Source organism: Lacticaseibacillus saniviri JCM 17471 = DSM 24301 (genome assembly GCF_001311785.1).
In the GTDB taxonomy this organism is placed as follows: Bacteria; Bacillota; Bacilli; order Lactobacillales; family Lactobacillaceae; genus Lacticaseibacillus; species Lacticaseibacillus saniviri.
Map to the genome: position 1 here is coordinate 1 of NZ_BBBX01000018.1, position 21,294 is coordinate 21,294.

General features: G+C 48.6%; 17 protein-coding genes and 5 pseudogenes. All 22 read right to left on the bottom strand.

Annotated elements, in window-relative coordinates; translation table 11 throughout:
- Positions 1-211: 211 nt before the first annotated feature.
- The 22 genes and pseudogenes from JCM17471_RS16815 to murC all read right to left on the bottom strand — a co-directional run bounded on the left by JCM17471_RS16815 (position 212) and on the right by murC (position 21,280).
- Positions 212-1,908 (bottom strand): annotated as a pseudogene (locus JCM17471_RS16815) (M3 family oligoendopeptidase).
- 83 nt (positions 1,909-1,991) lie between these two features.
- Complete coding sequence (locus JCM17471_RS09435) at positions 1,992-3,095, bottom strand: alpha-hydroxy-acid oxidizing protein (protein ID WP_054777679.1); 1,104 nt, start codon at positions 3,093-3,095, stop codon at positions 1,992-1,994.
- A 179-nt stretch (positions 3,096-3,274) separates the two neighbouring features.
- Positions 3,275-3,631, bottom strand: coding sequence for a 50S ribosomal protein L20 (gene rplT / locus JCM17471_RS09440; protein WP_054777680.1), 357 nt, complete (start codon positions 3,629-3,631; stop codon positions 3,275-3,277).
- A gap of 35 nt (positions 3,632-3,666) precedes the next feature.
- On the bottom strand, positions 3,667-3,867 hold the full coding sequence (gene rpmI, locus JCM17471_RS09445; RefSeq protein ID WP_054777681.1) for a 50S ribosomal protein L35: 201 nt from the start codon (positions 3,865-3,867) through the stop codon (positions 3,667-3,669).
- A 30-nt stretch (positions 3,868-3,897) separates the two neighbouring features.
- Positions 3,898-4,404 (bottom strand): translation initiation factor IF-3, encoded by a 507-nt coding sequence (gene infC, locus JCM17471_RS09450; RefSeq protein ID WP_054777731.1) that lies wholly within the window; start codon positions 4,402-4,404, stop codon positions 3,898-3,900.
- A gap of 217 nt (positions 4,405-4,621) precedes the next feature.
- Complete coding sequence (locus tag JCM17471_RS09455; RefSeq protein ID WP_054777682.1) at positions 4,622-5,125, bottom strand: GNAT family N-acetyltransferase; 504 nt, start codon at positions 5,123-5,125, stop codon at positions 4,622-4,624.
- 141 nt (positions 5,126-5,266) lie between these two features.
- Positions 5,267-5,647, bottom strand: a complete 381-nt coding sequence (locus JCM17471_RS14470; RefSeq protein WP_054777683.1) for a sortase domain-containing protein — start codon at positions 5,645-5,647, stop codon at positions 5,267-5,269.
- Positions 5,638-5,862, bottom strand: a complete 225-nt coding sequence (locus tag JCM17471_RS14475; protein ID WP_054777684.1) for a hypothetical protein — start codon at positions 5,860-5,862, stop codon at positions 5,638-5,640. Before JCM17471_RS14475 ends, JCM17471_RS14470 begins: the two co-directional genes overlap by 10 nt.
- 183 nt (positions 5,863-6,045) lie before the next feature.
- Positions 6,046-7,100 (bottom strand): annotated as a pseudogene (locus tag JCM17471_RS09470) (WxLIP family cell surface protein).
- Entirely contained in the window at positions 7,073-8,125 is a 1,053-nt protein-coding gene (locus JCM17471_RS09475; RefSeq protein WP_156321670.1) for a hypothetical protein, read from the bottom strand. The pseudogene JCM17471_RS09470 and the gene JCM17471_RS09475 overlap by 28 nt, the downstream one beginning before the upstream one ends.
- On the bottom strand, positions 8,044-8,643 hold the full coding sequence (locus JCM17471_RS09480) for a hypothetical protein (protein ID WP_054777687.1): 600 nt from the start codon (positions 8,641-8,643) through the stop codon (positions 8,044-8,046). The genes JCM17471_RS09475 and JCM17471_RS09480 overlap by 82 nt, the downstream gene beginning before the upstream one ends.
- A 156-nt stretch (positions 8,644-8,799) precedes the next feature.
- Positions 8,800-8,997: a hypothetical protein gene (locus JCM17471_RS09485; protein ID WP_054777688.1), complete on the bottom strand. Its 198-nt coding sequence runs from the start codon at positions 8,995-8,997 to the stop codon at positions 8,800-8,802.
- Between the two features lie 12 nt (positions 8,998-9,009).
- Positions 9,010-9,537 (bottom strand): WxL domain-containing protein, encoded by a 528-nt coding sequence (locus JCM17471_RS09490; RefSeq protein WP_054777689.1) that lies wholly within the window; start codon positions 9,535-9,537, stop codon positions 9,010-9,012.
- 257 nt (positions 9,538-9,794) lie between these two features.
- Positions 9,795-11,723, bottom strand: a complete 1,929-nt coding sequence (gene thrS / locus JCM17471_RS09495) for a threonine--tRNA ligase (RefSeq protein WP_054777690.1) — start codon at positions 11,721-11,723, stop codon at positions 9,795-9,797.
- A gap of 291 nt (positions 11,724-12,014) precedes the next feature.
- A pseudogene (gene dnaI, locus JCM17471_RS09500) lies at positions 12,015-12,934 on the bottom strand (primosomal protein DnaI).
- Between the two features lie 57 nt (positions 12,935-12,991).
- Entirely contained in the window at positions 12,992-14,272 is a 1,281-nt protein-coding gene (locus JCM17471_RS09505) for a replication initiation and membrane attachment family protein (RefSeq protein WP_225354247.1), read from the bottom strand.
- Between the two features lie 79 nt (positions 14,273-14,351).
- Entirely contained in the window at positions 14,352-14,825 is a 474-nt protein-coding gene (gene nrdR, locus JCM17471_RS09510) for a transcriptional regulator NrdR (RefSeq protein ID WP_054777691.1), read from the bottom strand.
- A 30-nt stretch (positions 14,826-14,855) separates the two neighbouring features.
- Positions 14,856-15,440, bottom strand: a complete 585-nt coding sequence (gene coaE, locus JCM17471_RS09515) for a dephospho-CoA kinase (RefSeq protein WP_082395284.1) — start codon at positions 15,438-15,440, stop codon at positions 14,856-14,858.
- Positions 15,441-15,472: 32 nt separating this feature from the next.
- Positions 15,473-16,289, bottom strand: a pseudogene (gene mutM / locus JCM17471_RS09520) (bifunctional DNA-formamidopyrimidine glycosylase/DNA-(apurinic or apyrimidinic site) lyase); the annotation flags it as partial.
- Between the two features lie 11 nt (positions 16,290-16,300).
- A pseudogene (gene polA / locus JCM17471_RS09525) lies at positions 16,301-18,940 on the bottom strand (DNA polymerase I).
- A gap of 337 nt (positions 18,941-19,277) precedes the next feature.
- Positions 19,278-19,904, bottom strand: coding sequence for a Bax inhibitor-1/YccA family protein (locus JCM17471_RS09530; protein ID WP_225354248.1), 627 nt, complete (start codon positions 19,902-19,904; stop codon positions 19,278-19,280).
- Positions 19,905-19,966: 62 nt separating this feature from the next.
- Positions 19,967-21,280, bottom strand: a complete 1,314-nt coding sequence (murC, locus tag JCM17471_RS09535) for a UDP-N-acetylmuramate--L-alanine ligase (RefSeq protein WP_225354250.1) — start codon at positions 21,278-21,280, stop codon at positions 19,967-19,969.
- Between the last annotated feature and the right edge of the window lie 14 nt (positions 21,281-21,294).

Genomic DNA, 21,294 nt, shown 5'->3' on the forward strand with positions numbered 1-21,294 from the left:
TTTTGTTGGTTTTATTATCACGGACATACGCCACAAGTCCCGCCAGCACAACGCTCAAGAACAATAATACTAACCGCTGTGGTAACGGTACTGCATAGGCGCGCCACGTTTCTTCCAGGCCACCTACGACAAGCATGACAACAAATAAACCAAAATTGACGCCAATTGATCATGTTAACCGCCTCTGTTATCAGCTTTGCGTCACCGTGGCTTACAAGGCTTGGTCATCCACCGCGTCCAATGCAGCTTGAATGGGTTTTAAGGTATCTGCCAAAGTGCTTGGCTCAAACGGTGAAGCCAGATGGCCCGTTTGAATCAGCTGTAATAAGGTTTGGCTGCCACCCGCTTTGGCCATTGCCATGTAGTCCGGCCAGGCCTGCTCGTCGTGGTCCACGTTGAATCGTTTCCAGAACTGATACGCGACCACTTGGGCAATCGTGTAGTCGATGTAATAGAAGGGTGATTCAAAAATATGCCCTTGGCGGAACCAGAAGATACCTGAATCCAATGCCGCGTTCTCGCTGTAATCGCGATCCGGCGTGTACTGGCGTTCGAGCTCACGCCACGCTTGCTTGCGCTCACTCGGCGTCCACTCGGGATGGGTGTAGATCTCATGTTGGAAATGATCGACCAGAATCCCATAAGGTAGGAACTCAACGGCATCCTGCAAGTGAGCGTACTTGTACTTTTCCGTCTCTTGGCCAAAGAAGAGCGTCATCCATGGGTAGGTAATGAATTCCATGCTCATTGAAAAAATCTCGGCGGCCTCAAATGTTGGAAAGACGGTATCCCCCGGCTTAATCCACTTGGCCTGATAGGTTTGGAAAGCGTGTCCTGCTTCATGTGTTAAGACGTCGACATCACCGGATGTGCCATTAAAGTTGGCAAAGATAAATGGTGCTTGAATCTCGGGCAAGAATTCTGCATACCCGCCACTCGCCTTCCCCTTCTTGGCGACCAGGTCGAGCAAGTTGCTGTCGACCATGAAGTCAAAAAGCTGCCAGTCTCTGGCGACAATTCGTGATACATCTGATTAGCCTTTGCCACCAATTCTTCCGGACTGCCCTGTGGCACCGCATTACCTGACTTGAACTGCACATCCAAATCATAATAGGCCAACTGATCGAGACCTAACCGTTTGGCCTGTTTCTCGCGCTGATGCAAGACAACCGGGACAACCTGCTCAAGAACGGCTTGGCGATACTTGGTCACAACGGTTTCATCGTAGTCAAACCGATCCATCATCACGTAACTCATCTGAGCAAAGTCGTCAAACCCCAAAGTTTGCGCCATCTTGGTGCGCACTTTGACCATCTCATCATAGATGCGATCAAAGTCAGCTTCGTGGTCACTAAAGAATTGCCAGTAAGCTTCATTTGCGGCCTTGCGCACTACCCGGTCCTGACTCTGCCGCAATGGGCCGAGCTGAGCCAGTGTGTAGACTTGACCATCAAACGGAATCTGGGCACTCGCAATCAGGTTGCTGTATTCACTGATCAGTTGATTGTCGCGTTGCTGGTCGGCAATGATAGCACTATCTTGCAATCGCAGCCGATCCTTAGCCTTCATCATAAAGGTTTTGGGGTACACTGCTGTTAAGACCTCTTGATAGGGACTCGCCAAAAGCTGTTTGAGATATGGCGCGGTCGCATCTTCGAATTGTGGGCCATACTCGTTCCAATAGTCATCTTCGGCCTGATAAAATTGATCAGTCGTATCAATCGTGTGGCGAATCGAGGCAATCATCGCCTGTGTATCGACATGATTGAGATAGGTCACTGCCTTGTCGGCCACTGCCAGAGCTTCATCGGCACTGCTGGCGTTCCCCAGTTGAATCTCGAGATCAGTTAAACGCTGTTTGAATGCCAGATAGTCTGGTCGTTCATAAGGTACTTGTGTAAAATCCACGCGCTCATCAACTCCTTTTATGTGACTAGCTTACATTACCAAGACAAAAAAGCACCCGCGTGGATGCTTTTTTATTGCGGTTTTTAGTCCGCAAATTGATTATCGATTAAGTTAGTTGCCTTCACTTCTTCAATGTTGTGGCTCCCCGTCAATTGCATGGCAATCAACAATTCGTTTTCAAGTTCCTTGAAGACGGCTTCAACCCCTTGACTGCCACCAAGGGCCAAGCCATAGATGACAGGCCGGCCAATCGCAACCAGATCAGCGCCACTTGCCAATGCCTTAAAGACGTGCATCCCACGCCGAACACCAGAATCAAAGACGATTGGTACCCGCTTGCGGGCAGCTTTAGCAACCACTTGCAAGGCATCGAAGGAAGCGACCCCACCGTCTAATTGACGGCCACCGTGATTGGAAACCCAAATCCCGTCGGCACCCGCTTGAATGGCAATTTCGGTATCTTCAGCGGTTTGGACACCCTTCACAAAGACAGGTAAGCCGGAGTAAGACTTGATAAAGTCGATATCCTTAGGACTCAGGGACTGCTTCGCTGACTTGTAAACATTATCCATGGTCTGATCGACCCCATTTTGATATGGGACGATTGGTAGGCCTACAGGGAAAGTAAAGCCGTTGCGCTTGTCCGCTTCACGATAGCCACCGACTGTTGCATCGGCGGTTAAGACGATGGCCTTGGCCCCATTTTTCTTGGCGACATCGAGCATTTGCTTGGTCGCATTGTCATCCTTACTTTGATAGAGCTGGAACCATTGTGGTTGGCCATTTGCTTCTGCGGCTTGCGCTTCATATGTTTCAGATGCAAAGGAACTGATGGTGAAAATAGTGCCGTAGCGACTGACACCCTTGGCCGTTGCCACTTCACCTTGTGTATTGGCTAACTTATGTGCCGCAACCGGCGCCATGATAATTGGTGAGGTTAACTTATCCCCCCAGAATGTGGTTGATGGATCAGGTGGAAATGCAATATCCTGCAAGACACGTGGTGCAACCAACTTGTGATTGAACGCCTTAATATTCTCCTGAATCGTGTACAGATCTGCGGCACCACTGCTGATGTAGCCGAAGCCACCCTTTGGAATCACCTTTTCAGCATCGCGTTCGAGATCATACACATTGATCACATTGAGTGGGTTTTCTGCGGAACTTGTTTGATAGTCTTGAGCCATAAGTCTTACCACCTTTGATATTAGTTGTAAGCAATTAAGTTTTGCACTCACGCTTACCATACGTTCATAATATCACGAGACGTAAGCGGTTGCAAAAGAATTGTATCGTTAATTCATTATTTAGTAATAATTTTGAACAAACAAAAAGGCTGCCCCGAGGGACAACCTTTTTGTAAGAATTAAGCTAAAGCTTTCTTAGCTGTTTCTGCTAAAGCTGTGAAGCTTTCTGGATCAGAAATAGCAAGATCAGCCAGCATCTTACGGTTCATGTCAATGTTAGCCAACTTCAAACCGTGCATTAACTTGCTGTATGATAAGTCGTTCATCCGTGCAGCAGCGTTGATCCGTGCGATCCAAAGACGACGGAAATCACGCTTCTTAGCGCGACGATCGCGGAAAGCATACCGGTATGAGACCATGACTTGGGTGTTAGCAGACTTGAAAAGTAAGTGCTTAGCACCGCGATAGCCCTTAGCAAGCTTTAAAACCTTTTTACGACGTTTACGAGTTACAGTTCCACCTTTTACACGTGGCATCAGAAATTCCTCCTCAAAAATAAATCTGGTTAGTATTACTTCATGTAGGTCAGCATTTGACGGATCCGCTTCATATCTGAATGGGACACTACGCCAGACTTACGTAATTGACGACGTTGCTTCTTAGTCTTACCGTGAAAACGGTGGGATGTATAAGCGTGGCTACGCTTTAAGGCACCGGAACCGGTACGCTTAAAACGTTTAGCTGAAGCACGGTGAGTCTTGAATTTTGGCATGACATTTTCCTCCTAAAAACAAATTACTGATTAATTTTCTTTATCAGCTTTTGGTGCAAGCATCAAGAACATGCTACGACCGTCCATCTTAGGACGGGACTCAACAGTAGCGATATCCTTGGTGGCTTCCGCCAGCTGTTCAAGAACTTTTTGACCAATCTCTTTATGAGTAATGGCACGACCCTTGAATCGAACGGACGCCTTCACCTTGTCACCCTTATTCAGGAACTTGATGGCATTGTTCAACTTGGTCTGGAAGTCGTTCTCCTCAATAGTAGGACTCAAACGAACTTCTTTAATGTTGATCGTCTTTTGCTTCTTGCGAGCATCACGTTGCTTCTTTTGAAGTTCAAAACGATACTTACCATAATCCATAATCCGGGCAACTGGCGGTTTAGCTGTAGGTGCGACTAAAACAACATCTAAATTAGCAGCTTCCGCGAGGGCGAGTGCGTCAGTGGTACTCTTAACACCCAATTGTTCGCCATCTTGAGCGATCAAACGAACTTCACGAGCACGAATACCATCATTGACCATCATATCTTTTGCTATGGTTGTTCACCTCCAGGTTTAGTCCGAGAAAATGCAGAAAGCGACCGGAGCACACTTGCTCCCGCCGCTAATTATATACCGTACGATATCAGCCCAGAGGTCCAAAGACTTAGGCGAGAAGCGGGAAACTTCTGCTTGTTTTCTCAACAGGTAATACTATACCGGATTCTTGCACGTTCGTCAAGTCCCTTTTCAGAAACCCCTATTCGTGCGCTGAAAATGCTGAATCAAACTGGACGACACCATGAAGATGAGCCAATGCATCAGCCATCATCGGTTTGATTAAGAAATCCTCTCGCACGTCAGCAGGTGCCTGAATGTCGAATTGACTGGCCGCTACAAAACCAAATGTTTGATAGTAATCAGCATCACCCATGACTGCAATCGCACGGCCGCCGTTATCAGCCACTTGTGCTTCAAGATAACCAATCATGGCACCACCGAGACCGTTACCTTGTAGCTCTGGTAAGACGCTGAGGGATGCGAGCACCCAAATGCGTTGATCGGCAAGCATTGACGCCATCAACATCGCGTGGCCGACCACACGCTCCTGATCATCAACCACAACAATATCATAATCGGGCCGATATTGCGCTGATTGTCGCAATCGGGTGACACGATTTGCTGCGGCTACATCGGCAAATGCAGTTTGAGTGACAGCTAGACTGGCCGCAATTGTTTGCGCCGTCACTGGTTTGATTATCATTGTTCCTTCACCTCGCACCTAGTGTACCGCAAAATCAGGTGAGCAAACAGGTATGATTGATGCTTACCGCTAGCCATAAAAAGAGACCACTAACAAAACATTCGCTTTGTTCATGGCCGCAATTCGCTGCTGATTTTTATTTTATTTGGCCCAGACGATACGATTGATCGTCTCGGTTTCGCACGTCTGTAGCACAATCTGTTCACCCTGGTCCGCGTTCACAATGTTAGGAAAGAGATTGATGCCCGTTCCCACTTGGATAGCCTGGTCATTGACCGAAGCCACCTTATAAACACGATAGGTGCGAACTTGATTGGAGAAATCAGTCACCGTGATGGCATCACCAACTTGAAGCCGTTTGACGGAATTGAAATTAGTGGGACCATCGTGCCCAATGATATGGGTCGATAATTGATCGGTAACTGATAATTGAGTCGCGCCCCCCCAGGTTTGACCCATGTTACCGGCAGGTGCATCAGCCACCTGCCGATCACCCGCAATCACGGGTGTTGTCAGGCCCAAAAACTGAACCTGACCGCGTGTTTGAAAATTGGCGTACTGACCATCGATCCACTGATCCCGCCCGAGTTGATACCAGGTTTGTCCATCACGCTGTTCGCGCGCAAGAACTCGCCATTGACTCCCATGAGCAAGATAGCGGCCGGTGAAACGACCTGAAATGCCAGACCAGAGCGCGATCCCGTAGCCTGGTTGATACTGAATGGTTGCAATGCCATTAATTGACTCTGCTGCGGCGACTGGACGTTCCCCCGAAAAACCAATCGCTAGACCTAATCCGACTAAAAAGCAACTATCAGTGATTTGATGCGCATTAACTTACACTCCCATACACATCAGCAGCTATGTTTAGTATAAGTCAGTGCCACACCTGATTGCAATCATAACATTTATTTTATAACTCAGTTTATATTATTATCACTCATTTTACGATGTTTTTTTCGCCAAAAAATGACTAGCAGCCCTAAAAGGATGATGACGAGGACACCAATGATGAGCCATAACCACCAATTATTGTTTCCGGGGCGGAAGATGTCTTGCTGTGTTGCCGCGGTTTGTGTGCCGGAAACGGTGAAATCCTTGGTTAGTTGCCAAGTTTTATTAGGTGCCTTAATGGTGACCTTAGCTTGATAATTGCCCGATGGTAACGGTTGACTACCTGTTGGAACAGCATAGTTAAATGTACTGTTAGGGGCGAGTGAACCTTTGGTGGTGGTCTTTTTGCAACGGTTCTACCGGATGCGCGATCCACAATTTTGACATCCATCGTCATCTGCGGAACGTACCGGGGCTGGTTGTTTTGTAATTTCAAGCTCACCACGGGTTTATTTTGCAAAACGGCCAAGTTGGCTTGTGATAGCGTCGGATTAGCTTGCGGTAATTGATCTTGCTCCGACAAAACCACCGCAATCGCAGACGCAAATTGATTGGTCAGTTCACCCGCTTTTGTGGCCGCCTTGGTTTGGTCTAAGGCATAGATACTCCCCAATAGCTGACCATTGAAGGCTTGTTTGGGCACGATATATTCAAACGTGACCACTTTGCCTTCTTCTGGTTTCAAGGTCACCGTGACCGGTTTCGGAAACAGACTGGTGAATGTGAACGCCGCTGCTGCGTTGGGTTGGCGTTTGGCCGGTGTGTAATCAATCTGTGCCGAATCATTGGTCGTCGCATTCACTGGCTGTACCAGAATCGTCCGACTCGTCGTCTTACTGCGATTTTGTACCAACACGGCAACCTTACCCGTTTTGCCGGGGGTCACCTTGAGATTGAAATAGCCGTTATCTGCCTGCTCGCGCTGATCTTGATTTTGGACCGGCTGCAACGTGAATTCAGCCCCAGCGGCTTGTACCAATTGGCTTTTTCCAAAAATAAAAATGTCATTAATAAACCAAAAAAAGTGATTAATCGTTTCATCGCAATTCTCCCTTATTGAGGGGCACGTGTCACAGTCCATGTGGCAATTGACTGATAGGTGCCCCGTTTAACCGCACCATTCGGTAAGGTAACAGTTGTATTGGTGTTCAGTGTCGCGTTGAGATCCCTGGTTTGATTTGTTAGCACTGGCTGGTTGTTGCCGTCACCAGTGATGGCAATATTCTGCCCATTCAGGCCGAGATTAAACTGCCCAATCGCCGTACTCGTTTGGCCGCCAAGAAAAGCATTTGACGCGGTCTGACGAAACGGGTTGAATGCGACGGCAAGTGACCATTGCGGCCCCTTCACTGATAAGAAATTGGCATTATTCCCATCATAAGCCTGACTCGTTTGATTCTGGCTCGTGTTCTTGAGGCGTAATACCACTGGTGTCGTACCGGCAAAGTCCTCTACCGTCGGATCTTGACCATCTGCCTTGGCAAACATCATGTTAGGCACGGCAATCAATTGCGCGGACTGTTGATTGACATGGAGCTGGGCAATATTGGAATAACGATTGATTGTTGTGGTATTACTCCCTGAAGTCACCTGCCAGCTCACTGTCACCTGGAAGTACATGCCATCTAATGCCATCGATGCATTTGGAACCGTCAATGTTGGTTTGTTTGTCACGCTTTGATCTGGCCAGGATTGCTCTTGATTGTTTGCGTTATAGAGATGCCAAGTATAGGTCGGTGTACCCACAACCCCAGTCAGATGATCGAGCGCCGTAGGATGATAGGACAGTGTTGCGCCCTCATTGAGGGTTTGACTCGTGATCCCGCCCACCGTCACCTGCGTGGTCCCAGTCAGGCCATTTGATGTCGCATGAAGTGTGGCCGCTGTTCCCTCATTCTTTAGCGACGCGTCTGTTGCACTGGCAGGAACTGTCGTTGTGAGGTTGACCAGACTGCTATCGGTGCGATCCAAGCTGCCTAATGAGGTCGTCCAATTATTGATTGGCGTCGTTGCGTTCTCTGGTGTCAGCGTCGCTTTGACCTGCGTGCTTTCACCCCACAGGATACTTGGATACTGGGGCGAAAGTGTGATGGCCGTTGCTGGCACCGCTTGTGGCGCCACATTGACCGTAAACACCCGCGAATAGCGAACATCGTTGGATAATGCACAGTGGCTTGATAATAATGCGTCCCGACACTCAGACCTGCGGGTAAAGTCACATCGGCCGAGGAGGTCGGCTCGCTGTGAGAAATCGACGTTCCAACATTAACCGCCTGCCAACTACCATTGACATATTCATTGACCGAAACCGAACTGATTTTATTACCAGTAAAAATAAACCAGCCATTTTGATTGACCGCGGTCATCGGCACCGTCACGCGCGTATTCGCACCATACACCACAGCGGTATCGGCAGGTTGCGCCGTTAATCCTGTGTTTGAGACCCACAGAACATTCACCAAGGGAATATACCCATAGCTCCCCGGATCAGATTGCGGATATTGTGGCGCTGGTGCCGCCCGTGTCTCTGCCAAAACGGGTGTTGGGGGCGTCGAGGTATCTAAAAGCTGGGCCACACCCAGAAAAAATCCCAATAGTAAGAGCCATTTCAGTAATCGGTTCATGTGCGCCCTCCTTTCACTTGGATTCAATTCACTGACTTTGTATGCTGTTTTATCAATCATATTTAGCTTATCTTTCTGCGGCCTTGAACTCAAGCAAAGCACTTTTGGCCACTAAAAAACGGTGCCGACATTCGCCGCCACCGTTGATTAAACTCATTATGAAGCTGCGGCCGTCAGTGTCCAGGTTAATGGTGTCTGGTACACAGCATTATTCTTTAGGGTCACGTTTTCGCCCCCAAAATTAACGGTTGCACTCTCAGTTGAACCCATAGTCCAGCTGAATTGGCCCTTACCTTGATCATCACCAGCAGTCGCAATCGATGCGCCTGTGGCTGTGATATCACTACCGGCCAACGCGATATTCGCCTATGAAGTTGGCTTGGTTGCCGTTGGCGCTGAGATAGCTAATGAAGCCTTGGTGATTGTGTCACTACCATCTGTCGTCGTCGTGAAATCACCACCGGTTTTCAGACTCAGTGTCCAACCGGAAGTCACCCCACGGAAGTCATTGATCTGAACCAAACCACCGGCGTTCCCGTCAAAGGCATTCGTGTTCTTGCTTGTCACACCAGATGTTGTCACACTATTATTCAAAAGGCTTTGTGTCCCGCCCTGAACGACTTTATCAATTGAGACGGTACTAAAGTTAAAGTCAGGCACCGCGATTAAGCGTAATTGACCACCTTGAATCGTGAACTCCGCTGAGGAAATCCCCGATGCAGGTCCACCCGTGGTACTGAAGTAATTGCCTGTACTTGTCACAGAGGTATTGGCTGACAAATTATATTGTGCATCGCCAGATCCAGTGCTCCCAGCTTCTGCTGCGGCGTGAACGCTTTGGGCAGTCACCCCCGCTGATGTTAACGCTAGTAAACTGGCACCAAAATCATCCATGTCTTTTTGAGCATTGATATTGCCCCCTTATCAATTTAATTGTACACAATATATCACGAATATTTTAATATGTCTAGTTTTAAAAACATAATAATTATTTCTTAAAGATTATTTGAATAATCATGGTATAGACCACGAATAAAATAAGGATAAAATGGTACTTGATATTTATTCACAAATAAAAAAGCATGTGCAACATTGAATAATCAATGTTGCACATGCTTTTTGATTGCGGCGGATTAATCCTTCACCGTCAATTATCGGCTGTAATTACCAATTTCAGCCACAATTGATTCGATGAACATCTTCGCTGATTCTTCGGTTGTCGAGTCTTCACCGTACTTACGAACGGCAACACCGGCTTCACCCATTTCCTTATCCCCAACAACTAAGGTATAAGGGACCTTCTTGGTTTGGGCTTCACGGATCTTGTAACCCATCTTTTCATTGCGGTCGTCAATCTTAACCCGCAGGCCTGCTGCGACCATCTTTTGACGCAATTCCTTGACGTAATCCATGTGTAAGTCCAAGTTAACTGGAATCAGTTCAACTTGTGTAGGAGCCAACCAAGTTGGGAAGGCACCCTTGTACATTTCGATTAAGTAAGAAACAAACCGTTCCATTGTGCCAACAATCCCACGGTGAATCATAACGGGACGGTGGTCTTCCCCATCGTTACCCACATATGTCAGATCAAAGCGTTCTGGCAACATGAAGTCTAACTGGATGGTGGACATGGTTTCTTCGTTGCCCAGGGCTGTCTTGGTTTGGATATCAAGCTTTGGACCATAGAAGGCAGCTTCGCCTTCAGCTTCATAGTAGTCTAAGCCCATTTCATCCATCGCAGCCTTCAACATGGTTTGGCTTTGGTTCCACATCTTGTCATCATCGAAGTACTTTTCGGTGTTAGCAGGATCGCGGTAGCTCAAACGGAAGGTATAATCATTGATGTTGAAGTCTTTGTAAACATCCATGATTAATGACAGAATCTTCTTGAATTCTTCTTGCACTTGGTCGAGCGCCACGAATGTGTGACCATCGTTCAAGGTCATTTCACGCACACGTTGTAACCCAGAGAGGGCACCGGACTTTTCATAACGGTGCATTTGACCCAATTCAGCAATCCGCAATGGTAATTCACGGTAAGAACGAATGTGATGCTTGTAAATTTGGATGTGGCTTGGGCAGTTCATTGGGCGCAATTCAAGCATTTCGCCGTCGCCCATGTCCATTGGTGGGAACATGTCTTCGCGATAGTGATCCCAGTGACCAGATGTCTTGTAGAGATCCAAGTTAGCAAGGACTGGTGTGTAGACATGTTCGTAGCCATCAGCAACTTCCTTATCGACGATGTAGCGTTCAATCGTCCGACGAATAGTTGCCCCGTTTGGCATCCAGTAAGGTAAGCCAGCACCGACTTCTGGATCAACGAAGAACAGGTCTAGGTCACGGCCGATGACACGGTGATCACGATCCTTGGCTTCTTGACGTCGCTTAGCATCTTCAACAAGGTCTTCTTCCTTGAAGTAAGCTGTCCCATAAATCCGTTGCAACATTGGGTTGGAAGACTTGCCTTCCCAATAAGCGCCGGCGACAGATAACAGGCTAAAGTGCTTCAAGACACTCAAGCTTGGTGCCAAAACGCCAGATTCAAAGTCTACGAAATCGCCTAATTGGTAGCCCTTGATGGGATCCCCTGCAGCTTCAACCAATTGCTTCTTGAAAGGATCATTCTTGAACATTTCAAAAGCTTCAGCACGGCTCAATAACACTGGCTTCAAAGCCGCATTGGCCTTGATTAATTCGCGCATCTTCTTAGCAACCGTTTCAAGATCGTCTGCAGAAACCTGACCATCCTTACGATCGGTGTCGTAGTAGAAGCCGTCTTCAATTGCAGCACCCTGACCGAAGTGGATATCGGGATAGAGTTCTTTTAACGCAGCAGCTAAAACAAATGCCCCTGTTTGCCAAAGAATTTGTAACCCTTCATCGCTATCCTTAGTGATAATTTCAAGGGCCCCATCGTGTTCGATAGGTAAGTTCAAGTCGATGAATTCACCATCGAGTTTACCGGCAACGGCCTTCTTAGCCAGGCTGTTACTGATACCACTGGCAATGGCTGAGACAGTTACGCCATCTTCAAAATCTTGTTGATGCTGATCTGGAAAAGTAATCTGAATTGACATATGTATAGCTTCCTTTCTTTTGAGAAAACAAAATCCCTGACGACACACTCATGTGTCATCAGGGACGATAAATATCGCGGTTCCACCCAGTTTGGAAGTTGCCTTCCCACTCATTTCCTCGTAACCTGAGGTCTTGGACCATATAGGTATCTCGGAAAGTGGTGCGGTTAACCGATCTGGCTTTCAGCAATTGCCAAACTCTCTGTGGGTGGTTACCTTTTTGCTTTCGTCTTCGATAAACTGATTAAACCACAACTTTGAATGACCTGCAAGTCAGGATAACAAAATTTTTCAGCTCAGGCGGCGATTGATGCCACCGACTGTGACCTCACGACTCAGATACTGAATGCGCTGCATGATGCGCTGCGCCTTAGGTAGCTCATCATCGCCGCGGTCGTTACCGGCCAGAAATTCGGTCAGTTCCGCCATGGTTTTATTTGATGTAAACAATGTCGGTAATTCTTCCTGCATGCGGTACTGCAGGATAATCCCTAACACTTCATCCCGAATCCAGGGACTGAAAGATTCAGCGCCGATATCATCCAACATCAAAATTGGGGCACGCTTGATGCGATTAATGGTTGGTACAACCTTTTGATCAGAGATGGCTGCCTTCATTTCGACCGCAAATGTTGGAAAATGCAGCAGTGTTGACGCCTGATTCTGGTCCGCCAAGTAATTGGCAATCGCGCCAATCAGATAGGTCTTACCGACCCCAAATGGCCCCGTCAGATAGAGGCCCTGGTGGAAGGTGGTTGGGTCGGTCGTTTGGGCCACCACAAAGTTGGTTGCCTCGTTGAGCGCCACCACACGGTCGGTTGCGTCATAATCTTCCAAGCGCGCATTGGCAATCGCTTTGGGCATATTCATCGTGGTCACAAGTGCGGCCTTGGCGCGGCCCTCATCCGCCTGGACTTTGCCCCGCGTTGGTTCATAGGCAACATCGATCAAGTGATTCGAGACAATTAATGTGGGTTGATAATCCGGCGCAAAAGGCTGTTCCCCTTTTTGCGTTTATTGCGTTCAGACACGAACTCATAGATTTTGGCTGCCCCACGTTCAATCGCATCCGGTGCCAATTCTTCTTCATTGGCGATCAGAAAACGATGCACTTCCTCATCTTGAAGGGCTTGCGCAATCATCTGTTGATAGGCACTAGTGAGTTCGCGCTGATTCATCAATTTTTCAATATGCTCACGAATGGTTTCCATCAGTGGCCTCCTTTCTCAATGCGGCCAGTTTCGCCTGATTGGCCGCGAGTTGGGCCTTCATCTCAGGGGTGACCTCTTCTTTTTAGGCTGATAATCAGGTTGCATCCACGCTGGGCGGGTTTCAACGCGACGGTTGGCACGTGGTCGCGTCGACTTACGCGCTGGCTTCTTGGTCACGAATTCGTGAATCTGGACCAACGCTTGCTCGGGACTGGTGACACCCGCCTTGAGCCAACTATTGACCACCGCATCCAAGTACGCCTGGTTGATAGAGTCGTTGGTTTGCAAGATGTAATCGACCAAAATATTAATCGTGGCATCGTCAAACACACGCCGCTGCTGCAACTTGAGTAATGCCTGAATCTCGTTATGGCCGGGATACATCTGCGCATTTTTCTTGTGCTTAGCGGCCACGATAAACTCGCGAATCGACATCTGTTTGGCGTCCTTTAAAAGCGCCGCATCAGTGTCCGCAACAGCCACCTTGGTGGATAACTGAGGTTGGACAGCAACCTTGTGTTCCTGTTTGGTGGCCGTCTGTTCAATATTGCGCCGTAACTGTGGCAAGTTGAGTTCACCTGTCATCACATTCGTTGCCGCTTCAATGTAACGCGCCAGATCCACTGGCTGCAAGCCATAGAACTTCGCCAACTGATAAATCGCACTCTGATACTTCTCGAGTTCGCCTGCCTTCAAGTTGCTGTTGGCTAACTGTTGTGCCAAAAATTCCCAGTCATAACCCTCACCGTTGCCGAGCGTCACCTTGGGGGCTTCACTCTGCACGACGGCTTGCTTGGCGGTTTCCACCGCAATGGGCGGATCGGTCAGCGCTTGGGCGCTAATGTGGAATACATCGAGGAAATCACTGGTGATATCCTGCCAAGAATCGCGCCGAATGGGACTGAGCTGAAAGTCCTGCCGCAACGTCGCAAATTGCGTCTCGCCCACGGTGTCATACAGCAGCACTGACAGTAAATCATCGCTGAAAAAACGATCCGGGCTGACTGGTGCATAGAGTTCGTAGGCATAAAAGCGCCCGAGTTGATCGACTTGTGTGTATGTTTTGAGTAGGCCGACTGCTTCGAGTTTGACCCGCGCGGTGAACAATTCATCGATGGAGACATGCAACAAATCCAACAAGCGTACGTGCTTCTTCCGGTCACTCAGACTCGGTCTGGGCGTAACTTCCTGCCACAACGTCAGGTACAGCGCAAATGCAACTGGGCCAATCAGTGGTTGATACAGTCTTGTCGCAACCTTCTGATCAAAGTCACTGAGATAAGTGGCCTGCGTGATGACGTAATCGTCTTGTGGTAAGTATGTTTCCGGTCGCTGCATGCAATCGTCTCCTCTCGTTTATTTTGATGGCATAAACATAGGGCTGGGACAAAACTTGCGTTTTCCCTCAGCCCCACTGTTATGCTTTGTCGTCGCCATGGCCTTTTGCCATCATTTCCTGCAATTCCTGCATGAAAACCGACATATCTTTGAACTGACGATAGACACTGGCAAAACGAATATAAGCCACGTCATCGACATCGGCGAGCCGATTCATGACGTACTCACCAATCGCTTGGCTACTGACTTCATTTTCACCAATCGCACGCAGTTGATTCTCAACTGCATCGACAATGCCTGTCATCTGTTCCATGGTCACCGGGCGTTTTTCAGCCGCACGAATCAGGCCTTTCAAGACCTTCTCGCGATTGAATTCTTCCCGAGTGCCATTCTTTTTGATTACCAATAATGGTGTCTGTTCAATTCGTTCAAATGTAGTAAAGCGAAAGCCACAATTCTCGCATTCCCGGCGCCGGCGAATGGCACGGCCGCCATCGGTTGGTCTAGAATCCACAACCCGCGAACTATTGTGGTGACAATGTGGGCACTGCACACATCCACCCTCTTTTAGTTGATGCCCCAATTATACCATAGATAACTGTTTTATTAAGTGGTCCACTTGGGATTTTGTGTGCGCGACACTTTCTTGATTATCAATCACATAATCAGCTCGCTTCACCTTGTCGGCCAGTGGCATCTGCGCCTTAATGCGCTTATCCGCCGCTTCTTGACTGAGTTGATTGCGCGCCATCAAGCGTTTGCGTTGGGTCGCAACATCTACGGTCACCACCGCAACACCATCGAAGACGTCCTGATAGTTTGCCTCAAACAATAAGGGAATGTCACCAACAACGAGTTCAGACTGCTTAGCGGCTTCACGCAACTGGGCATCGATTGCCTTTCGCAAATAGGGACGATAGATGGCATTCATCCGCTCACGAGCTTGATCGTCGTTAAAGACAATTTGCCCGAGTGCTTTGCGGTCGAGTTCATGATCGGGGGTCAAAATGGTCTGGCCAAACGCGTCGACAAGTCCCGCTAAAACAGGTGATTCTGGTGTGACCACGGAACGCGCAATGACGTCCGCATCGACAACCGGAATATTTTTATCCTTGAACATCTGACTGACGGTGGATTTGCCCGTCGCAATGCCGCCTGTGAGTCCCAAAAATACGTCACACTGTTCACCTCATTTGATTTTTGACAATGCGGACAGAAATTGGTGCCGCGTTGATTGACTTTGATTTTTCAATTGGTGTGGCACATCGATCGCAGGGTTGTCCCTTGCGATCATAGACGTGCAACTGATTCTGAAAATCACCCTTGTGGCCCGTCGCATCGAGATACGTGTGCGCACTCGTACCACGAGCTTTGGTAGCCAGTGCCAATTCCTCGATAATGGTATCGCGCAAGCGTTTGGCGTCGCGCTTGGTCAGGTGATTAGCGGGCGTTTCCGGATGAATCTTAGCTAACCACAGACACTCGTCAGCGTAGATATTTCCGACACCCGCCACCGTGCTCTGATCCAAGATCACGGACTTGATTGCTTTTTATGGCGTTGCAGCGTCTGATAGAACGCATCCACATCGAATGTGGCTTCAGTGGGTTCCGGGCCGATTGTTCTGAGGCCGGACAGCTGCATCTCTTCGCCGGTTTTCACCAGCGTCATGCGCCCAAACTTGCGCGAATCACGATAACGCAACTGGCTCCCATCGGTGAAGGTAAGCCACACGTGCACAAACTTGTGCATGGGATCATCGGCATGTTGGACCAACTCATACTTACCTTCCATCCGCAGGTGACTGACGATGGTGAGGCCACCGCTCAATCGAATCAAGAGATATTTACCCCGCCGATCCAAGCGTTCAACGCGTTGACCGGCGACTTGCTCTTGAAATTGATCCAGCCCATTGGTCAAAATTTTGCCCCAATTTGTCCCGACATCACGAATTGTTTTGCCCTGAATCAGCGGCGTGAGACTCGCGCGCACGGTTTCAACTTCTGGTAATTCTGGCACGCTATCCCTCCTTACTTGGCATCAAACCACGTCTTGCCATAGTGACTCTCAACCTTCAGCGGAATCGCCAAATCGACCGCTGAGTCCATCACGCTAGGCACGATGTCTTCAAGCGTTGCAATTTCTGCCGTTGGGGCTTCAAAAATCAGTTCATCGTGAACTTGAAGCAGCATGCGCGCCTTAAGACCTTCTTTGGCCAACCGGTCGTTCATGCGAATCATCGCGACCTTAATAATATCCGCCGCACTACCCTGAATCGGTGTGTTCATCGCGGTGCGTTCGGCAAAGCTACGCAGATTGAAGTTGCGTGAGTGAATCTGTGGCAAATAGCGGCGCCTATGGAACAAGGTTTCCACATAACCCTTTTCGCGCGCTTGTTTGACCATGTCATCCATGTACTGGCGCACCAGTGGATATTGTTCGAAGTAACCCTCGATGAAGGCCTTGGCCTGTGACCGTGTGATGCCGATGTTGCGGGCTAACCCAAAATCACTGATACCATAGACAATCCCGAAATTCGTTGCCTTGGCCTGCCGCCGCATGTCTGGTGTCACCTGATCGGGCGAGTCGAGATTAAAAATTTTCATCGCGGTGTTGGCATGGATATCGCGGTCTTCCTTGAAGGCTTCTTGCATATTAGGATCGCCGGAAATGTGCGCCAAGACCCGCAGTTCAATCTGGGAATAGTCGGATGAGAAAATCTGCCAATCGGGTTCAGATGGGACAAAGGCGTAGCGAATCTGCTTGCCCTCATCGCGAGCGGGAATATTTTGCATATTGGGGTCAACGGATGACAACCGGCCTGTCTGGGTCAGCGTCTGCAGATAGCGGGTATGAATCTTACCATCGGGTTGAACCGCCTTCAGCAAACCCGTTACGTACGTCGATTGAATCTTGTTGATGGTCCGGTAATCCAGAATGGTCTGAATGATGTCGTGGCTGGACTTCAATTCTTCCAGCACATCGACACTGGTTGAGTAACCCGTTTTGGTCTTCTTGACCACTGGCAAGCCCAGTTTTTCAAACAAGACTTCACCTAACTGCTTGGGCGAATTCAGGTTGAATGGCATGCCTGCTTGGGCATAGGCCTTTTCTTCCAGAATCTTCAGGCTCTGTTCGAATTCGCCGCCCATCTGCTTCAATGTGGTTTGATCCAATTGAATCCCCGTGATTTCCATCCGCGCTAAAACTTGAGCGAGTGGCATTTCCATAGCTGTGAATAATTCACTCTGATCCTGGTCAGCCAGGTCGGAAGTCAGGTGTGGGCGCAAGCCAATCAACGCCTGTGCCTTGTGCGCGAGATGTGCAAACAACACGTCGTCTGCGGGAATCTGGCGCTTGGCCCCTTTACCGTAGACATCCTCGTCCGTCTGTAACTGATAGTCATGGTCCATGGCCACGCGACCCAGATCGTTACTGTTTTCGTCAGGATTCAATAAGTAGGACGCGAGCAACACGTCAAAATCGATGTTCTGCAACGTGATATCGAGGCGATTAGCGGCCACAATATTGCGTTTTACTATCAAAAACAGACAGTGGCGCTTTTTCGAGCCAGGTTTTGACTTCAGGAATCGTCAACAGCGTGACATCCGTGCTGACAAATGTTTCATCTTCTGTTCCAATGAAGAACGCAAAGATATCAGACGTGTGATAGTTGTCATCTAACATCTCGAGTTCAAAGGCAACAGGCGTGGTGATTTTGGTCAACGCCAAAATGGTCTTGTCATCCAAGACGGTGTACTTAGCGGGCTTGGTGTCAACAACAGGCGCAGCCCCACCTAATTTGGCTAACGCTGTCTTCATTTCAAGTTCTGTGTAGATCTCGCGCAACCGATCCTCATCGTCCGGTTGATCAATGACATCCTGTAAGCCAATCGTGATCGGTGCATCCGTGATAATCGTGGCGAGCTTGCGGCTCATCAATGCCTGCTCCTTATCGTTGATGAGATTTTCTTTCATCTTGGAGGCTTTCAAGTCATCAATATTGGCGTAAAGGTTATCGATGGTCCCAAACTGATTCAACAGCTTGAGCGCGGTCTTTTCACCGACCTTGGTGACCCCAGGATAATTGTCCGAGGTGTCACCCATTAATCCCTTCAGGTCGATAATCTGGTCGGGCGTGATCCCCAGCTTTTCCTTCACGTGTTCTGGCGTATAGACTTCGAGCTCGTTCACACCCTTCACGGTCACATCCACGGTGACATGCGGTGTGGTGAGCTGGGTCAAATCGCGATCGCCGGTGACGATGATGCTTTCCCAACCGGCCGCTTGTGCCTGGCGACTCATGGTGCCAATGATATCATCGGCTTCATAATCCTTGAGTTCATAGTGCTTGATGCCACGCGCCTCGAGAATCTGTTTGATATAAGGCAGTTGCTCAATCAATTCGCTAGGTGTTTTAGCCCGGCCATCCTTGTAAGTGCTGAATTCTTTGGTCCGAAAAGTGGTGCTTCCCGCATCAAATGCGACCAACACAGCATCGGGTTGTTCATTCTTCAGCAACACTTCAAGCATGTTGTTGAAGGCATAAACCGCATTGGTGTGAACGCCGGCACTGGTCACGAAGCGGTCCAATTGCGAGTACATCGCAAAAACGCGCGAAACGCGACCGAGTTACCGTCTATCAATAATAATTTCTTTGCTTTTGCCATTGTGTTCCTCCTATGAGTGGTTGTGACAAAACAAAGCTTTGTCGCAATCCCTCTTTCGCTTTCCGAACAGTATCGATTAATCGCGTTCCAAAAGGCTGAGAATCCTCCCACTCAAAGCGCCTCTTATCACAGCTTCTCATTGCCTCCTAGAACATGCCATCCCTCATTGTACCAAAATCTGAGGGTGAAGCGGGCAATCTCGTGCCACAAAAAACGCGTTTGGCAAAACCATCACGGTCATGCGCAAACACGTTTCAGATCATCAGCTAGTTACGGTCACTGACACCGAAGATTTGGAGAATCGCAATAAAGAGATTCAAGAAATCAAGGTAGAGCATCAAGCGCCCTGCACAGCCAAGGAGTTGGTTGCTGCAGATTCGCCACCCATGCTGACATACATTTTCTTTAAATTCTGTGTGTCCCAAGCTGTCATGACAATAAAGATAATCAAGATGGCATAGGAGAGAATCATCGTCATGGTGCCGGAGTGGAGGAAGATGTTCACGATGGACATCAGGAAAACCCCGATGAAGAAAGTGAACGCGATGCTTCCTGCGCGACTGAGATCACGATTACCAAATCGGCCAACCAGCGACATCACGAGGAAGACAATCCCTGTTGTGATAAACGCCATTGCCACCGTTGTACCAGAGAACATGCTCATGATAACCGCGAAGGTCACCCCGTAACTGGCTGCGAGGGCCATAAACATCCCCGTCGCGTAACCGGCATTTTCTCGACCCCGACGGCCACTAATCATGAATGACAGAATCAGTGGCAGGAACAAGAAAATATAGTAGACGAATCGATTGGTGCCGATGAAATTGAAGAACTGTGTTTGGAACACGGTTCCCAATAAGTAGGTCACAAGCGCTGTGACCCCCATTCCTGCACCCATGGTACTGTATACCCGAGTAAAGAATCGAGTCATGCCTGTATCATTGACTAATCGACGTTCTTGCATAGAATCATCCTTTCGTTCAACTCATTGAATAAACCACATTATACAGGTGTCAGACCGATTTGTCAGTTGGACTTAGGACTGATATCGCTGAGCAAATCTTCATAGGCGCGTTCATACTTTTGAACGTCGCCGGCACCCATGAAGATCACAACGGCATTGTGGTAGTCCAACAGCGGTGACATGTCTTCAGCGTGCACGACTTCCCCACCGTTTTCAATCTTAGCGCCCAAGTCAGCGGCACTGATAGCCCCAGACTTTTCACGCGCAGAGCTGAAGATTTCGGTTAAGAAGACTTGATCGGCCTGATCCAAAATCTTGGCGAAATCATCCAAGTAAGCGATCGTCCGTGAGAAAGTATGTGGTTGGAAGACCGCAATCACTTCCTTGTCAGGATACTTTTGTCGAGCGGCATCCAGTGTGGCTTGAATCTCGCTTGGATGGTGCGCGTAGTCATCGATAATGACCATATCGGCCACTTTCTTTTCGGAGAAACGACGCTTAACCCCTTCAAAACTGGCGAGTTCTGTCGCAATTAATTCAGCATCCAGTTTTTCCATGTGACTCACTGCCACAACGGCCAATGCGTTTAAGACACTGTGTTCACCGAACAATGGCACACTGAAGTGACCGATTAATTCATCGTGGAAGAAGGCATCAAAACTGCTACCAGAAGTGGTCCGGTTGACGTTCTTGGCCACAAAGTCATCCTTGTCGCTCACACCGTAATAGTACACGGGCACGTCCACCTTCAGTTTACGCAACCATGGATCGTCGCCCCAGGCAAAGATGGCTTTCTTCACTTGTTTGGCTTCCGTTTCAAAGGCATCGTAGACGTCTTCAATACCGGTGTAGTAATCAGGGTGATCAAAGTCAATATTGGTCATGATCAGGTAATCGGGATGATAAGCGAGGAAGTGGCGGCGATATTCATCCGCTTCAAAGACAAAGAATTGCGAGTCAGGAATGCCCTTGCCGCTACCATCACCGATCAAGTAACTGGTCTTGGCCACACCACTCAACGTGTGGGCGAGTAAGCCGGTGGTGCTAGTCTTACCGTGCGCCCCAGCCACGCCAATACTGGTGAAATTTTCAATCAGGTGGCCTAAGAAATCGTGGTAACGGAAGAATGGCACTTCGAGTTCGAGTGCACGCTTGACTTCTGGGTGATCCTCGGTGAAGCTGTTTCCGGCAATCACGGTGTATTCTGGCTTGATGTTAGCTGGATCAAATGGCAACACTTCAATCCCCGCTTGTTCCAGGCCGCGTTGCGTGAAGGTGTACTGCGTGATATCGCTGCCTAACACGGTGTTGCCGAGATCATGTAAGACCAGTGCCAATGCACTCATCCCTGAACCCTTAATCCCAATAAAAAATATGTCTTTGTCTCCAT

Bases quoted from the DNA above. Each gene is read 5' to 3' on its own strand.
- JCM17471_RS09435 (WP_054777679.1), bottom strand. From the start codon at position 3,095: ATGGCTCAAGACTATCAAACAAGTTCCGCAGAAAACCCACTCAATGTG.
- rplT (WP_054777680.1), bottom strand. From the start codon at position 3,631: ATGCCACGTGTAAAAGGTGGAACTGTAACTCGTAAACGTCGTAAAAAG.
- rpmI (WP_054777681.1), bottom strand. From the start codon at position 3,867: ATGCCAAAATTCAAGACTCACCGTGCTTCAGCTAAACGTTTTAAGCGT.
- infC (WP_054777731.1), bottom strand. From the start codon at position 4,404: ATGGTCAATGATGGTATTCGTGCTCGTGAAGTTCGTTTGATCGCTCAA.
- JCM17471_RS09455 (WP_054777682.1), bottom strand. From the start codon at position 5,125: ATGATAATCAAACCAGTGACGGCGCAAACAATTGCGGCCAGTCTAGCT.
- JCM17471_RS14475 (WP_054777684.1), bottom strand. From the start codon at position 5,862: ATGGCATTGCAACCATTCAGTATCAACCAGGCTACGGGATCGCGCTCT.
- JCM17471_RS09480 (WP_054777687.1), bottom strand. From the start codon at position 8,643: ATGAACCGATTACTGAAATGGCTCTTACTATTGGGATTTTTTCTGGGT.
- JCM17471_RS09490 (WP_054777689.1), bottom strand. From the start codon at position 9,537: ATGGATGATTTTGGTGCCAGTTTACTAGCGTTAACATCAGCGGGGGTG.
- thrS (WP_054777690.1), bottom strand. From the start codon at position 11,723: ATGTCAATTCAGATTACTTTTCCAGATCAGCATCAACAAGATTTTGAA.
- JCM17471_RS09505 (WP_225354247.1), bottom strand. From the start codon at position 14,272: ATGCAGCGACCGGAAACATACTTACCACAAGACGATTACGTCATCACG.
- JCM17471_RS09530 (WP_225354248.1), bottom strand. From the start codon at position 19,904: ATGCAAGAACGTCGATTAGTCAATGATACAGGCATGACTCGATTCTTT.